Annotated in this window: 14 protein-coding genes and 1 pseudogene; 10 read left to right on the top strand and 5 right to left on the bottom strand. The window is 61.1% G+C overall.

Going from position 1 to position 15356, the window contains the following annotated elements; genetic code table 11:
- Positions 1-10: 10 nt before the first annotated feature.
- Complete coding sequence (locus M2S36_RS02045; protein ID WP_233687451.1) at positions 11-469, bottom strand: hemerythrin domain-containing protein; 459 nt, start codon at positions 467-469, stop codon at positions 11-13.
- Positions 470-802: 333 nt separating this feature from the next.
- Here M2S36_RS02045 and M2S36_RS02040 point away from each other — a divergent pair.
- Positions 803-925, top strand: a pseudogene (locus M2S36_RS02040) (transcriptional regulator FNR); the annotation flags it as partial.
- Here M2S36_RS02040 and M2S36_RS02035 read toward each other — a convergent pair.
- Positions 894-1625 (bottom strand): hypothetical protein, encoded by a 732-nt coding sequence (locus M2S36_RS02035; protein ID WP_233694215.1) that lies wholly within the window; start codon positions 1623-1625, stop codon positions 894-896. The pseudogene M2S36_RS02040 and the gene M2S36_RS02035 overlap by 32 nt on opposite strands.
- A 194-nt stretch (positions 1626-1819) precedes the next feature.
- Between M2S36_RS02035 and M2S36_RS02030 the strand changes: the two genes are divergently transcribed.
- Complete coding sequence (locus M2S36_RS02030) at positions 1820-2380, top strand: Hsp20/alpha crystallin family protein (RefSeq protein ID WP_233687449.1); 561 nt, start codon at positions 1820-1822, stop codon at positions 2378-2380.
- A gap of 277 nt (positions 2381-2657) precedes the next feature.
- Here M2S36_RS02030 and M2S36_RS02020 read toward each other — a convergent pair whose 3' ends face one another.
- Together M2S36_RS02020 and M2S36_RS02015 are read right to left on the bottom strand one after the other, a co-directional pair.
- A complete protein-coding gene (locus tag M2S36_RS02020) occupies positions 2658-3617 on the bottom strand; it encodes a ribose-phosphate diphosphokinase (protein ID WP_333956632.1) in 960 nt (319 codons plus the stop codon).
- A gap of 217 nt (positions 3618-3834) precedes the next feature.
- Positions 3835-4824 (bottom strand): universal stress protein, encoded by a 990-nt coding sequence (locus M2S36_RS02015; protein WP_333956631.1) that lies wholly within the window; start codon positions 4822-4824, stop codon positions 3835-3837.
- 69 nt (positions 4825-4893) lie between these two features.
- Between M2S36_RS02015 and M2S36_RS02010 the strand changes: the two genes are divergently transcribed.
- Complete coding sequence (locus M2S36_RS02010; RefSeq protein WP_333956630.1) at positions 4894-5790, top strand: universal stress protein; 897 nt, start codon at positions 4894-4896, stop codon at positions 5788-5790.
- 1 nt (position 5791) lies between these two features.
- On the opposite strand, the gene M2S36_RS02005 is transcribed toward M2S36_RS02010, so the two are convergent.
- The gene (locus tag M2S36_RS02005; RefSeq protein WP_233687446.1) at positions 5792-6367 is read right to left on the bottom strand and encodes a phosphoribosyltransferase family protein; all 576 of its coding nucleotides are present in this window, start codon (positions 6365-6367) and stop codon (positions 5792-5794) included.
- Positions 6368-6614: 247 nt separating this feature from the next.
- On the opposite strand from M2S36_RS02005, the gene M2S36_RS02000 reads away from it, so the two are divergent.
- The 7 genes from M2S36_RS02000 to M2S36_RS01970 all read left to right on the top strand — a co-directional run bounded on the left by M2S36_RS02000 (position 6615) and on the right by M2S36_RS01970 (position 15349).
- A complete protein-coding gene (locus M2S36_RS02000) occupies positions 6615-6866 on the top strand; it encodes a hypothetical protein (RefSeq protein ID WP_416774591.1) in 252 nt (83 codons plus the stop codon).
- 131 nt (positions 6867-6997) lie between these two features.
- The gene (locus tag M2S36_RS01995; protein ID WP_207837158.1) at positions 6998-7567 is read left to right on the top strand and encodes an acyl carrier protein; all 570 of its coding nucleotides are present in this window, start codon (positions 6998-7000) and stop codon (positions 7565-7567) included.
- 11 nt (positions 7568-7578) lie between these two features.
- Entirely contained in the window at positions 7579-8853 is a 1275-nt protein-coding gene (locus tag M2S36_RS01990) for a beta-ketoacyl-[acyl-carrier-protein] synthase family protein (protein WP_233687445.1), read from the top strand.
- Positions 8854-9022: 169 nt separating this feature from the next.
- Positions 9023-9937 (top strand): beta-ketoacyl synthase, encoded by a 915-nt coding sequence (locus M2S36_RS01985; RefSeq protein WP_233687513.1) that lies wholly within the window; start codon positions 9023-9025, stop codon positions 9935-9937.
- Positions 9934-11232 (top strand): beta-ketoacyl-[acyl-carrier-protein] synthase family protein, encoded by a 1299-nt coding sequence (locus M2S36_RS01980; RefSeq protein WP_207837164.1) that lies wholly within the window; start codon positions 9934-9936, stop codon positions 11230-11232. Before M2S36_RS01985 ends, M2S36_RS01980 begins: the two co-directional genes overlap by 4 nt.
- Positions 11229-12440: a beta-ketoacyl synthase N-terminal-like domain-containing protein gene (locus M2S36_RS01975; protein ID WP_207837167.1), complete on the top strand. Its 1212-nt coding sequence runs from the start codon at positions 11229-11231 to the stop codon at positions 12438-12440. Before M2S36_RS01980 ends, M2S36_RS01975 begins: the two co-directional genes overlap by 4 nt.
- Before the next feature lie 38 nt (positions 12441-12478).
- Positions 12479-15349, top strand: coding sequence for an aminotransferase class III-fold pyridoxal phosphate-dependent enzyme (locus tag M2S36_RS01970; RefSeq protein WP_207837174.1), 2871 nt, complete (start codon positions 12479-12481; stop codon positions 15347-15349).
- Positions 15350-15356 lie beyond the last annotated feature (7 nt).

The following is a 15356-nucleotide window of genomic DNA, read 5'->3' as shown; positions in this document are numbered from 1 at the left end:
TGCACTCCAGTTAGTGCCATTGATGTTTTATTTCCAGCCATTGACTGTTTGAAAGCCATTTGTCTGCAGCTGGAAAGAATATGTTTTCCTCCGACTCCATGTGGTCGTAATATTTTTCGATGTAGTCATCAACAGTGTCAGCGATTACTTTCGTGTTTTTTGTTGTAGCCGCTAATGTATTCAATTGCCCAGCAATGCGCGCAAATGCCTGGTGATCTCGCTCGATATCCAGGATCCGCGGGTGGATCGGCGCCTCCGTGGCTAGCAAGGCTCGCCGAATGATTTCTTCATTCTCATGGTGGTGCCGCTCTGCATTACTGTGCAAGGCCTCCAACATCTCGAACAAAAGCTTACAGTCATCAGTACCATCGGGCTCATGCTTTAGCTTTTTCAGCAATTTCCTGATCTGGCTTATCTTGTTGGCCATGTCATGATGATAGGCGTGAAGTTCGTTCAGTAAGGTATTCATGACAAATCCTCTTCACGTTACCAGACAATGCAGACTTATAAGGTTGCCAGTCATGCTCAACGACAGGGCTCACTGATGCGGTAGTCGCTCAGTAAGCGCCTCACCCGCTTCGACGGCCGGCAAACCACAGGGGCCTTCAGGTAGAAAAACGGGTTGAAGGCTGTCCACGTCGAGCATGAGGGCAGCACATTGGCCTGACTTGATCTCGATCAAGCTTTAGTAGGGCACAACCATGCCCCTTGGTCAGTTGCCTCAGAAACTTCGGGCGAAGCGGCTAGCGTTCATAGAGCCCGCAAGAAGAAGCGCAGACATCGTCATGTCAGGCCCTGAAGAACTGTCTCCCGGCTGTTCAGCCGGTTCAATCAGGCTGGGCTCCTGCAATGTGTTGGCCGGGAGGTCCGACTCATCGATCAACAAGGCCTGCTCAAGCTCGGTCGGATGGAGGAGCCGAATTGAGGGCCTCGAGAATCCTGTCATAACGTTGCACAGGCCCATTCAGAGGAAATTGACAACTCCAGGATGGACGCGACACATGGTCTGCCCGCAACCAGATACGCTGTATCGGGACCCCTTTTTGCCAACAGATGCGCGCGGCATGCCTTGCCACCAAGGACGGCGCGCAGCAGTAGACAGTGTCCGGCTTGAAATCCTCCAGCTGTTCAGTCAGTTGAATCCAAACGCTTCTGCTGTTGCGTGGCACCGAGGTAAACGCTGAGATCCATGGCTGACATTCGGCGGGCAGGTGCTCCTGCTCAAAGCTTTCGTGCAACAGCCTCACCTCTACCCAAGGTAGCCAACAGCGAACCTCATCCAGTGTGCAAAGTAGCGCCAAAACCCCCTCGCCGTGAGTGATAGCCAGCAGTCGCACACTCTGCAAGGGCACCGGCCAGGCGCTGCCCAGAGGCCCTGAGTACTCCAGCAGATCTCCGACCTGCAATGTCAGGAGGCTGCGGGTGGCGACCATGAACCGACCCGCTGCGCCAGGCATGCTGATGTAGTTGCAGGTCCAGCGCTGGGTTTGATTCGCCAGTTGGCAATACTGGCCTGGCATCGCCTCGCTGCGTTGCGGGTTGCACAGCATCAGGCGAAGGTACTGTATGCCGGGCCCCGGCAATGTTTCCAGCAAACGGACACATTCACTGTGATCCTCGTCCATATGCGCCTCGAACAGGTTTGGGCGGGCCACGCTCCATATAAGCTAAGCCCCTGCGATGGCAACACTTTGATCAGGATCAAACCGACAGATGATGGTGGCCGCATCCTGATTGATAAAGGTCAAACGTGCGCTTGCCTGCCAGCGCAAGATCGAGGTGTCACCCAGTGAGGCATTACTCATTCGAGGAGGTCGTCATGTCCGAAACAGCCAAGAAAGTACCTGTCACACCCGCTGCCACCCAGCCCACAAAGGCTTCGCCACCAAGCACCGAGCCATCGGACTTGTGGCGTCCATTCCAGCAGTTGCGGCGACAGATCGACAGTTTGTTCGACGATTTCGGGCGCCGGCCACTACGCATGCCGTTCAGCCACACGCCGTTCGATGTCGAGCCATTCTGGCGCCGTGAGCTGTTCAGCCATGGCATGCCGGCGATGGATATCAGCGAACTGGCCGATGAGTTTTGCATCAGCGCCGAACTGCCTGGTGTGGACGACAAGGACATCGAGATCAAGCTGGTCAATGGCAGCGTTGTGATCCGCGGCGAGAAGCAGGAAGAAGTCGACGAAAAGCGCAAGGAATACCACCTGTCGGAGCGCCACTACGGCAGCTTCGAGCGGGTCTTCCAGTTGCCCCGTGAAGTCGACGCTGAAAAGATCACGGCCCAGTTTGCCAAGGGCGTGCTGCTGGTGCACTTGCCCAAGCGCGCCGAAGCGATTCACCCTGAAAAAGTGATTCCCATCACAAGCAGCAAATGAGCGACCCGACCGCGTTCAGGAGCATGGACGCTCCCTCCTCGTATTTCAGTGGAACGGTGCTCCCACCAACTGCCCCTGGTGACCTTCGCAAGCCGTTCACTTGTGGCACCGGTCGCCGATTTCAAGGCGCTGGCCGACCGCTACGGTGCGCCGGCCGAACGCAGGCACTTCCTGCTGGACCGCCAGGGGGCTGGACCGACTGTTTGGCAGCAGCACGGAGCATGTGTTGTACCAGATATCCTGCAGTATCCTGGCGGTGTAGGGCCATGCGTCGGGGTCATGCGCCGCAGCCCCGGCGGTTGGCAAGCAACTCGGCGACCAGGGCACTGGTATCGACGATATCCAGCTGCTGCAGGCATCGCACGGGCAGGCGAAAGGGCGCGATGCTGTCGGCAACCAGTACCCGTTCGAACACACCGCTGTCGAATAGCTCGCCACCAGTGGTGAACAGGCCATGGGTGGCAGCGGCCAGCATGCGCCTGGCTCCGGCCTTCCGGCAGGCCTGGGCAGCGCGCAGCAGTGTCTGCCCCGTGCTGATCAGGTCGTCGAACATGATGACAGTGCTGCCTGCCACGTCACCCACCAGGTGTTCGCCGCTCAGGCCCGCCTGCTGGCGGTGCTTTTCCATCATGGCCACAGATACCGGGCGTCCCAGCAGGTCCGCCAGAACCTGGCGAAACTGCTCGGCGCGTTTGATGCCGCCAATATCCGGCGACACGACCGTGACTGTCTGTTCACCGAGCAGCGGGGCCAGGTGTTGGGCGAATAGCGCGGTGCATTGCAGGTTCCAGCTGGGGATTCGGTAGGCGTTGTCGAAGGCGCTGGGATTGTGTACGTCCAGCGCCACCACGCGGTCGACGCCGCAGCTTTCCATCAGGCAAGCCACATGGCGGGTGATGGTCGCATCCTGAAACTCTACCTTGCGGTCCTTGCGGCCATAACACAGGTAAGGCGTGACTGCCGTCACCTGGCTTGCACCGGCGTCCTTGAGCGCACCACAGAAGAACAGCAACTGGCATAGCTTGTCGTGTGCGCTGTGGTGCGCATCGCCATAGAGCGAGTGAAAGACGATGACCGCTCGACCGTCGACCGATTCGCCAGGCCAGCACTTGTGTTCTCCGTCCTCGTAGTCGCGCTCTTCATGTGCTGACAGTGTCCGGCCCAGGCGTTGCGCCACGGCATTCCCATAGGCCTGGCTGCCTCGCAGGGCGAACAGTAACGGCGGTGTGTCATTCATGCCCTGCGCTCCATTGGTCGTACATAGCAACATAAGCTGCGTTGGACTGTGGGGTTTGACGTTTATCAAGTCGAGCATAGCCAGCAGTCGGACACTGGGCAGGCCAGAGCATGCCAAGGCCTGCGCACCTAAATCTGCACCGAGAGTATGCCAATGGACAAGTACCAGAAAAGCCACAGCGACAAACTGGAGGGCGTGAAGCCAGACGGCTGATCGCTCAACCGTGGATCGCCAGAATGCTGGAGTGAACCTTGTACAGGGTTTGCTCTGTAGTACTGCCAACGACCTTGCTCACCCCCTCGTGGTAGAGCGTACCCATCACCACCACATCGAAGCCATGCTGGTTCGCGTAGTCGCTGACCACGTTACGGGCAGCACCTCGCACCAGGTGCAGATGATCTGCCTTGATGCCGTAACGGCCGCCGAACGTCGCCATGCGCTCGCGCGCGCGACCAGATATTTCCTCTATCAGCTTGTCAGTCCAGGCCACGGGTGCGGCGGCATAGGCAACGAAGCTGGTGCTGGGTTCATAGGCCTGCAGCAGATGCAGTTGCGCCTTGCATCGCTGTGCCAGTGCCTGTGCCGATTGCAGGATGTGGTCGTTGAGCCTGTCTATCACCGGGTCGTGCTCGACAAGATCCACGGCGACAAGTATGCGCGCTGGCAGCCTGGATTCAGCCTGGGCCACCAGGTGCATCGGGATCGGGCAACGGCGCAGCAGTTGCCAGTCCAAGGGGGTGAGCAGGGCACGGCTCAAGGCGGTTTCGTGCCTGATGTCCTTGATCATCATCTCCACCCGGTGCAGTTGGGCCAGCCGGATCAAGTCCTTGAGCGGGTCTTCATCGTCCAGTGTCTCGGCGTAGGCGGTAATGCCCAGTTCGCCCAGCGCCTTCACCTGGTCCGCGAGCCAGGCCTTGCGGTGCTCGGCGTCCTGCTTGCGGGCATTGCTGCGCAGCACCTGGTCCAGGGTGGCCAGGCGTGAGGGCAGTTGACTGAGCACCACCAGGTGCAAGGTGGCGCCTGTCATACTGGCCAGCGCCTGAGCACGCGTCAGGGCAGGCGAGGGGTGCAGATCTGGATGGCAGATAAGTAGCAGTCGCGAGTAAGCGTTCATGATGGCCTCCACGGCGATGGCAGCCTCGATGAAGGCCCACCGGTACAGGCCAAGGGTGACGCAGTGGGGCTTGATGGCCTTGATATTTATCAAGATTGGCTGAGCGGCAGCTTCGATAATGACAGCGGTGCGGCACCCCATATTCGCGCCAGGAGGTGGCTGATGAGCCTGTACCGCCGGATTCTTCTGGTCATGACCAAGGTCCAGGCCCATGCCGCGATGCATCGGGCCATGGCATTGGCTCACGCCTCAGGTGCCTTCTTGCACGTACTGGGCATCCACACCCCCACTGAACCTGGCCTGCCCGAGCCAGGGCAGCAAGCTTCACAACCTTCAGCCGCGTTCGCGCACTTCAGTGCCGGGCTCAAGGCTTTGCTCGACGAGCAGGCGCCCGCAGGGTTGCACACCACCTTCGAAGCGCTGGAAACCTCCACGGCGCGTGACCTCGTACCGGCGTGTATTGCTCGCTTTGCGCCTGAATTGGTGATCAAGGGGCTCCCCGCCAGTCCGGTACTTGGCCTGAACGACAAATCCTCGGTTGACCATGTGTTGCTGCATACCAGTCAGGTGCCATTGCTGCTCGTACCTGCCGAGGCCAGGGCCATGCCCATGCCCGCGAACATACTGGTGGCCGTGGATGTGGCCAAGACGGACCTTGCGCAGCAAGCGCTGAACCATGCGCTGGTGGAAGCAGGCCGGCAACTGGCGAGCCCATGCAACGGCCAGGTCCATCTGCTGTCGGTCTACGATCTGCCGTTGGCCATGCTGGCCAATCCCGACCTTGCAGCGCCATGGGCGGAGCAGGTGCGCGAGTCACTCCAGCTACCATTCGATGAACTGGCCGATATCCATGGCATTCCCTATGCGCAGCGCTACTTTATCGAAGGTGCGCCGCTGCGCGTTATTCAGTCTCTCGTTCCCACGCTGAAGATCGATGTGGTGGTGGTCGGCGTGGTGCAGCCCAGACGTTGGGCCAAGCTGATCGGCGATACTACCGAACGGCTCGTCAATCATGCCCCGTGCAGCATTCTGACAGTCAGGCCCCCGTCAGCGGGTTGATTCAGGCGGTATCGCCGGCTCGGCCGTGGCGAATCACTTCCACGCTGAAATCCGCTTCGAAAGGCGGCACATGACATTCGACGATGTCCTGCTCGGCGACTTGCAGGTGTATACCCACGATATGTGCATGCACGGGTTGCCGGCAGGCGTGACGGTCGACGAGCACCGCGCTGAGTACCCGTCGCGCCCCAAGCTCAGCCAGGTAAGCGCTGGTGCGCAGCAGGGAGTGCCCTTCGTACAGCACGTCATCGACCACCAGCAAGGTGGTGTCGGCCAGATTCAGGTTGGCCAGTTCAGGGTTCTCGGTGAGCTGCGTATGGGCATGCAGGAGGCTGAGGTCGTCGGCGTAGCGCTTGACCTTGATCGGGTAGAGCGGCAGTGGCGCGGCACCACCGGTCAGTTGTTGCAAGTGCAGTTGCAGGCGACGCGCCAAAGGCTCACCTCGGCGTTGAATTCCCACCAGTACCAAGGGTTGCGCAGGCATCAGCGCCAGGGCCTGATACGCCATTGTACGCAGCACGCTATCGAGATCTTGTTCGTCATACAGGCGAAAGCGTGAGGGAGCGGGGCGGTTCATGATTCTTGTCCGTAGCCGGCCAATGGTTATTGGCAACTTACGCTGCCACCGCCAGTTCGACTTGATAAAAGCCAAGCACAGGTCAAATCCACGACGATGCTCGCGGTCGATGTCGAGGGCATTGGGCTGGCATCGCCCGATGCGCAGCGGCCTTGCAGGTTAATTACCTCAACTGTTGACCTAAGATCACTTCTGCCGCCTTTGGGCTCGCCGCGCCACGGACGCAGTAATAGCGCTGACGATCGGCTTGCCGCTGACCCTGGTCGCCGGCTGGCTAGCTGCGTGGCTGATGTTTCCACGCATGCCCTGGTCGGAAATGGCCAGCGCCGTAGCGCTTCTTGCGGGATCGGCATCCGCGCTGTTTCTGCTCTCCCTCGATCACGCGACCCAATGGCGTGCAACCCACCGCTGGGCCATCTGGCTGTTGCCTCTGGCCGGCTTTGCGGTGGGGGGTTATCACCTGTTCGGCAAGCCAGTGAACGCGGCAATAACCTACTGAACGATGGCACGTTGACTCTCCCCTTAGGGGGAGACTTTAGACTCCCGGCCCTCGATAGACCTGGCCTGAAAACAGCTTTTTTGGCCCGATGACTTTATTCATTCAATGCGGCTTTTGTAGGGAAGCAATCAATGAACAATCCGTTGGAATTGGACAGCGTTATCAGCAGTACACAGGAGATTCTTGCGCAGTTGCTGGTGTTGGATAGGGGCGACGTGGCAGAGCACAGCAGTATCGTTGACGACCTCGGCGCCGACTCGCTGGACATCGTCGACCTGAGCTTCCAGCTGGGCCGTCAGTACGGTTGCACCTTGCCGAAAACCAGCGTGCTGGATCACGCGGTAGCGGTGTTCGGCGACGCCAGCCGGTTTGTCGAAAATGGCCGAATCACGCAGGACGGCGTGGCCTTGCTGGAGCACAGCCTCAGCGCTTATGCGCCGGGCCAGTTGCACGCGGGCATGCAGCCGGGCGATGTCTTCTCGGCCACCACCGTGCGTAACTGGGCGCAGCAGTGCCATAACGTTTTCAACTACCTCCCCGAGACCTGCCCGGAGTGTGGCGCGGTTCATGCCCTACTCAATGAACGCAAACAAGTGGTGTGTGGCGGTTGCAGTGCTCGCCTGACCCCTCTGGACGGTGACTCGATCTCGCGTCTGTTGGTTGAGCAGTACGCGGCCACCCAGTTGAAGGCTTCGGCGTAGGGGTTGCCTTGATGCAGGCCAGAGAGGTTCTGGTCACCGGCTATGGCCTGGTGGCTCCCACGGCACTGGATGCGGCCTCGCTGTTCACGACGATCTGCGAAAACCGTTCCTGCATTCGCCAGCACCCGGCGTTTGTCGAACTGGGGTTTGCGAACCCGGCGGCCGGATTTATCGATGAGCAACAATGGCAGGTCATCGCGGCGGCCTTTCCGGGCGATCTGCAGACCACCTCCCGCCAGGAATGGCTCTCGCATTACGTGGCCCGTCAGGCGCTGGCCCATGCCGGGTTGGCCGATGGTGCATTTGCCCGAGTCGCCAGCGGCATTTTCGTTGGGGCCAACAAATATTGCGCGAGCGGTGATTTGCGGGACGCCAGCCGTTACATGGACGATCAGGGGCGGGTCGATCTCGACCAGTACCTGGATAACCACACCCTCAGCGGTGGGGCGTTTGCCCGGCGGGTTGATCAGCAAACCCGCCATCTCGCCGAATGGCTGGGTGTACGTGACCATATCTCCACACATTCCGATGCCTGTGCCGCCGGCACCATGGCCATCGGCAGCGCCTATCGAGCGATCGCCCGTGGCGAGATCGACCTGGCGTTGTGTGGCGCGGTGGAGTTGATGGCCCATGAATTGTCCTACTACAGCTTTGATGGGCTGGGCGCACTCTGCCAGCGAGTGGACTTTTCCCCACAAGAACAGAGCCGGCCGTTCATGCCGGACCGTTGCGGTTTTGTGCTGAGTGAAGGGGCGGCGCTGTTGGTGCTGGAATCCCGCGAGCATGCCGAGCGTCGTCAGGCCTGTTCGCTGGGCCGGGTGCTGGGTTACGCGAATCTGTGCGAGGCAGAGAAGATCACCTCCAGCAGCCGCGACGGCAGCAAGTATGCCGCCTGCATGACGGCGGCCCTGGCCGATGCCGAACTGACCAGTGCGGCTGTGGACCATGTGAATGTTCACGGTACGTCGACACAGGCCAATGACCGTTGCGAGGCCCTGGGCCTGGCGCAGGTCTTCGGCGAAACCCTGGAGCAGATGACGTTCACCGCCAACAAATCTGCCGTAGGGCATTCGTTGGCCGGCAGTGGTGCCATTGAGGCGGTGCTGTCGTTGATGAGCATTCAGTTGGGCGTGGCCTTGCCGACCCTCAATTTCCAGCCGGAAAAATCCGAATTTCCAGAGTTGAAATTCCTTTGCGAACCGTTGCAGCAACCGATCAATGTCGTGCTCTCCAACTCCTTCGGGTTTGGTGGCGTGAACAGTTCGTTGGTGCTGGGCAGGGCATGACATGATCAGATCCAATTCAACCGCTGTTTATATCACCGCTGCGTCGGTACTCAACGCCGCCGGTACTGAATGTGCGTCCCGTGACAGTCAACCTCCGGCCGCGCAACCGCTGGATTTCGACCCGGCACGCCTGGCCCATTGTGTCGCAGCGCCCGCCTTGCCGGCTGGTGTGTACGACCGCAAGCTGTCCCGCAGCCTCGAGCCTCAGGGCGCGCGCCTGCTGTATTGCGCCGGCCGTCTCGCCGAGACCTTGCGTGGGCTGGAACTGCCCGACGAGCGGATCGCATTGATCGCTGCCATTCCGGAAGTGGATGGCCCCAGCTCGTGCTGGGATGCAGTGCAGGCCATTGGCGCACAACCGGCGGATCTGTTGGCGCAATTCTTTGCCCACACACCGCCGCTGCATGCGCTGATGATGCTCAACAGCAGCGTCATGGCCCACGCCGCTGAGGCCTTGCGTTGCAAGGGACCCATGGGCGGTTTTTGCTCCCAGGGCAATGCGGGGCTGGATGCTTTGATGGAGGCCGCCGCCCATCTGAGCGAAGGCCGTGCCGATGCTGCCGTCGTCGTCAGTAGCAGTCCGAACATCACCCCGGCGTTGTACCTGCGTGACGCTACTCACCCACCTGTGAACCCCGGCCCGTGGGTTTTCGGCGAAGGTGCTGCGGCACTGTTGCTGACGACCAATCCGGGCAGCGGTGCTCAGTCTGCGTTGCGTATTGCCGGGTTTGCCCGTGGTTACAGCGCGCAACCCGAGCGTGGACTGGCGGTTGGTCGCGACGTCATTGAGCGTGCTTTGAGCAACGAAGAACTGTGCCTCAGCGATGTCGGGCAAGTCGTCGCCGATGCACAGGATCCGCAGATTGCCGCGTTGTTTGCCCGATCGGGGCACACCCTCGAACACTCCAAGGCGTTGGTAGGTGACTTGGGCGCCAGCGCCTTGCTCAGCGAAATCGCTGTGACCTGGGCACTGGATTGCAGCCGTTACACGCTGTTGCTCGAACATAGCCGAGGCGGGCATTGGGGCGCGGTGCTGCTGGCCAGAATGTCGTCGGACACAGAGACAATGGAGAGTTACCCATGAGCCCCACACGGGTCGTGATCACGGGCATGGGCGCCGTCACCGGCTTCGGTTTCGAGTGGCAGTCCATGTGGCAAAAAATGTTGGCCGGCGAGCATTGCATTCGGCCATGGCAACCGGAAGGTGTCGAGGCGGGTGCGTTCCCCGTGCGTTACGCAGCGCCCGTGGACATGAGCTTGATGCCGGCACACTTGAAAGACCATCCGGCCTGGGGGTTGTCGCTGGAAAAACGCACCCGCTTTGGTTGGGTCGCGGCCACCCAAGCCATTGCCGACAGTGGCCTGAGTCCCGAACAGTTGCGTGGCGCGGCGGTATTGTCAGCGTCCGGCGCACCTGCTCATCGTTTGCAGGACATGCTGCTCAGCCTGGCGGATAACCCGGCGCAGGCGCCGTCCTGGGCTCAATTGATGGCGCGACAGGCGCAGGTCGATCCTGACAGTTCACTGTGTCAGAGCAACGACCGTCTTGCGCGGGTGATTGCCGATGGCGTCGGCAGTGAAGGCCCGGTGATCAATATCAGCAGCGCCTGCGCGGGAGCGTCCCAGGCCATCGGCAATGCATTCCAGATGATCCGTCGCGGCGAGGTCGAGGTGGCCATTGCCGGGGGCGCCGATTCGGTGCTGAGCCTGGACACCATGACCGCGCTGTATCTGCTCGGCGCCGCCAGCAGTGAACAGCGTTGGGGTACCGAACTGTGTCGGCCGTTCGACCGCCATCGCAGTGGCTTGATTGCGGGTGAAGGCGGTGGTTTTGTAGTGCTCGAAACCCTCGAACGGGCGCTCGCCCGAGGGGCAACGCCGTACGCCGAAGTGCTGGGTTTCGGCAGCAGCCTGGATGCCTACAAAATCACCGCACCCGACCCGCAGGGCCGGGGAGCGGTGCTGGCGATGCAGGCGGCCCTGACGGATGCCGGGCTGGCGCCGCAACAGGTCGATCTGATCAATGCCCACGGTACGTCGACACCCCTCAACGATGCCGCCGAAACCCTGGCGATCAAGACCCTGTTCGCCGAGCGCGAACATTATCGGCGGTTGCTGGTGACGGCCAACAAATCCCAGTTCGGCCACCTGATTGCGGCCGCCGGAGCACCGGAGTTCATGCTCACGGCCCTGGCCTGCCGGGATGATCGGGTCACGCCGACCCTGAACCTGCATGATGCCGACGAACAATGCGACCTCGACTACTGCGCCCATCAAGCGGTCAAGCGCAGGGTCGACGTTGCCCTGAGCAACTCCTTCGGTTTCGGCGGCCTCAACACTTCGCTGGCGCTGGGCAAGTACCGGGAGGCGCCGCGATGAAACAGGCGGTCGCGATTGCCGGTGCGGGTTGCGTGTTGCCCAGTGGCTGGGGTGTCGAGTCTTTCTGGGCGGCCGCAACCGAAGGGCGCAGTGCAATTACGGCGCTGAACGCCCGACGGTTCAGCAGCGAACGCGTGGTGGCGTTCGGGCAAATTCAGGATCAGGACCACCAACGCAGCCGACAGGACCTTGCGCAAAACCTTCAGCGTTACTGCACGCCGGCAGTGATCTGGGGTGTCAGCGCGGTACGTCAGGCGTTGGAAGAAGCAGGCCTGGCCGGTGAGCAGCCGGATGTCCGTTTCGGTTTGTATTGCTGTCAGGGCGGCTACACCCATCCGTCTCTGGAATCCTATGCCGAGTTGTTGCTCGGCTGTCGGCAGGACGGCGTGGCCGACATGGCGGCGTTCGCCAAACGGATCCTGCAAGACCGTGCCCAGGACCCTTTTCTGGTGCTCAAAGGCTTGAGCAACTGCTTGCTGGGTGTCACCAGCCTGGCGCTGAAACTGGTGGGTGAGTGCAACGCCTATATGCAAGGTGTCGCCGGCAACCTGGCAGCCTTGCGTGAGGCTACGGCCGCTTTGCAGGATGGCCGGATTGACGCGGCAATCGTTGTCGGTGCGGGCAGCGAGCTGGATGCCCTGGCGCTGTCCGGGTTGGTCCAGGCGGGTGTCATCAGCGCCAACGGCTCGAACACTCTGCTGCCGTTTGACCTTCGGGGCACCGGCGGCATTGCCGGGGAGGGCGCGGCAGCATTGGTGTTGCGCCGGCGCGAAGACCTGCCGGCCGGTCCTCAGGCGTGCCTCGCCGAGATGACGGCCCATGCCACCCTCGGTCGCTTGAGCCTGCCCGACAGCCCAACCGATGTGTTGGTGTGCAGCGGCACCGGCGATGCGCACAAAGACCGCGTGTTGTGCCAGACGCTGGCCCTTGCGCGCGCCTCGCACATCACCAGCGGGTTGGCGATCAACGGCATTCTCAGCGCGGCGCCGAGCCTGGTGGATCTGATACTTGCGCGTTGCGCATTGCAGGCCCAAAGCGTGCCGCCGATTGCCGGCTTGCAGCAGCCAGTGGCGAACCTGCCGTTTATTCAGGGCGCACCCCACGCCGCGAACCTTGCGCATTGCCTGGTGCTGAACCGCGACGACAACGGCTTCAGCGCCGCCTATCAAGTGCTCTACAGCGCAAAGGTCACTCAGGACTGCCGCTGACTACCGCCTCTTTTTTACTTTCAAGGGATATGACTGTCATGGATTATCGCGATTTCGTTCGGCCCAAATTCGTCGGCCTGCTCCAGGCACTGGGCCTGGAGTGTGAGTTTCAGCGCGCCCTCGGTAGCCAGTTGTTCTACCGCAACCGCAAGGGCGACATGGTCACGGTCACCGACTTTCTCGGCGGTTACGGTGCGGCACTGTTCGGCCACAACGACCCACAGTTTGTCGATCAGCTATGTGCGCTGCTACGCAGCGACGTGCCGTTCAACGCACAAATGTCGATCCGCGGTGCGGCCGGGCAATTGGGGCGAGAGCTCAGCGACGCCTTCAATCGCGAACTGAAGAACACCGAACGTTATATTTCGACCTTCTCCAACAGTGGCGCGGAGGCGGTGGAAATCGCCGTCAAGCACGCGGAGTTCCGTCGCCAGAAAAGCCTGCAAAAGCAGTTCGATGACATCGATTTCACCCTGGCCAGCCTGACCGCCAGCGAACGCGCTTACCGCGAGCTGGATGTGGCCGACCTCGACCTGCCTGCAGGTGTCCTGCCGGCCAACCTGAACAGCGTGACCTTGCGTCAGCTGGTTGAAGCCGTTCGCCAGCACAACCTGGCGCAGTTGCACATCGAACCGGTATTCGTCGCCCTGCGCGGCAGCTTCCACGGCAAATTGGTCAATACCGTGCAACTGACCTATGGCCGTCAGTACCGCGCGCCGTTTGCCCGTTTTGGTCTGAACGTGGAGTTCATCGACCCACAGCAGCCCCATCAGTTGCAGGAATTGCCTGCCCGGCACAGGCACCATTGGTTGAGCCTGCAATGGGACGGCGAACACCTGAACGTGCTGCAACTGCCGTTCAGTGCGATTACCGCCGTGTTGATGGAACCGATTCAGGGCGAAGGCGGCATCAACGAGTTCGCGGCCGAGTTCTACCTGGGGCTGCGCAAGCTGTGTAACGAGCAACAATGCCCGCTGATCGTCGATGAAGTGCAGTCGGGTTTTGGTCGCGCCGGGACGTTTCTTGCCAGCAGCCAGTTCAACCTGCAAGGCGACTATTACTGCCTGTCCAAGGCCCTCGGCGGCGGCTTGATGAAAATCGCCGCGACGGTGATCCGCAGCAGCCACTACGAAGGCGAGTTCAGCTACATCCACAGCTCGACCTTCGCCGAGGACGATCCGTCCTGCCATATCGCGCTGTCGGCATTGCGCCGGTTGTTCGCCAATGATGACGCGATGCTCAAAGACATACGCAGCAAGGGCGCCTACCTCAAAGCCTCGCTCGATGAACTGAAGATGGCCTATCCGGATGTGATCGCCGATGTGCGCGGGCGTGGCTTGCTGGTGGGTTTGGAATTGCACGACTTGAGTGTCAGCAGCTCGCTGGTACAGGCGTCGGCCCAGTACAACGATGCCTTGGGTTACTTGATCGCCGGTTACCTGTTGCAGTTCGAAGCGTTGCGGGTAGCACCGTCGGGCAGCAACTCCAACGTGATTCGCCTGGAGCCGCCAGCCTGTATCACCCTGAGCGAGATCGACGGGCTGATCGGTGCCCTGCAACGGGTCTGCGACATGCTGCGCCGTGGCGATGCGTTGCCGTTGGCGGCGGGTATCTGCGCAGACTCGATTCCCGCCGTGCCAGCCCGTCAGGACGATTTTCGGGTGGCCGAGCCCGTTGAAAACAACGAGGCCAAGGTCGAAGTAGTCGCTCGGGTAGCGTTCATCAACCACCTGATCGATGCCGATATCCTCGGTGACGTCGATCCCTCGCTGGCAGCCCTGAGCCCGGAACAAAAACGCACGTTCATCAACCGCACCAAGCCTGAGCGCCGCGCTGCGCCAGTCGGCCCGGTGACCATTCGGTCGCGCCTCGGCATGGCGGTGGAGTTCACGTTGTACCCGCTGTGCATGGATTCGGATGCCATGGCCGAGTACATCCTCAGCGGTGACCTGGACAGCATTCGCGAAGAAGTCGGCAGACGCGTCACCGATGCCCGCGCCGATGGCTGCAGCATCGCTGGCCTTGGGATGTACACCTCGATCGTCACCAACAATTGTCAGGCGCTGAAGATTGCCGACATGGCGCTGACGTCCGGCAATGCCCTGACCATCGGCATGGGGCTCGAAGCCATCGAGCAAGGCTGCGTACAGCAGGGTCTGGCACTGCGCGAGCAAACCGCTGCCGTTGTCGGTGCCGCCGGTAACGTTGCCTCGACCTATGCCTCGGTGCTGTCCGCCACCGTCGATCACCTGATTCTGATTGGCAGCGGTCGTGACGGCTCGGTTCGGCGCCTGGAGAAAACTGCCCAACTGATTTACGCCGACGCGGCCCGTTCGATCCTCAAGGGCACGGCCGAACACGACCGGTTGGCGCAGCGACTGCTGACCCTTGATGGTTTTTGTGACTTGTTGCGCTCACATGGGCAAAAAGCCGACCTCGGTTTGCACATCGCCCGTCTGGTGGATGAGCGCCTTGGCGCGAACGCTTTCATCACGGTCACCAACGATCTCGACGCCCTCAAGGGCGCACGGGTTGTCCTGTGTGCGGCCAATGCGCCTCAGCCATTCCTCGGCACCGAACATTTCGCCGAGCGCAGCGTGATCTGCGATATCGCCGTGCCGCTGAACGTCCATCAAGACCTGCCGAGCCAACGCGAAGACCTGCTCTACATGCACGGCGGCATCGTCCAGACGCCGTTCGACGACGGCCTGGCGCCCAACGTGCGGGCCTACCTGAAAAAAGGTCAGCTGTATGCGTGCATGGCCGAGTCGGTGTTGATGGGCTTGTCTGGCATGAGCCAGCACGGCTCATACGGCGATATCAGCCGTGAGCAAGTTCAGCAGGTCCGCGCACTGGCCGCGATCCACGGCTTCACCCTCGCGCAATTCAAAACTCAAAACTCACTTTAAGGAGCGG

Source organism: Pseudomonas sp. SF2 (assembly GCF_036858055.1).
Lineage (GTDB): Bacteria > Pseudomonadota > Gammaproteobacteria > Pseudomonadales > Pseudomonadaceae > Aquipseudomonas.
This window is presented reverse-complemented; position numbering and strand designations above follow the sequence as displayed.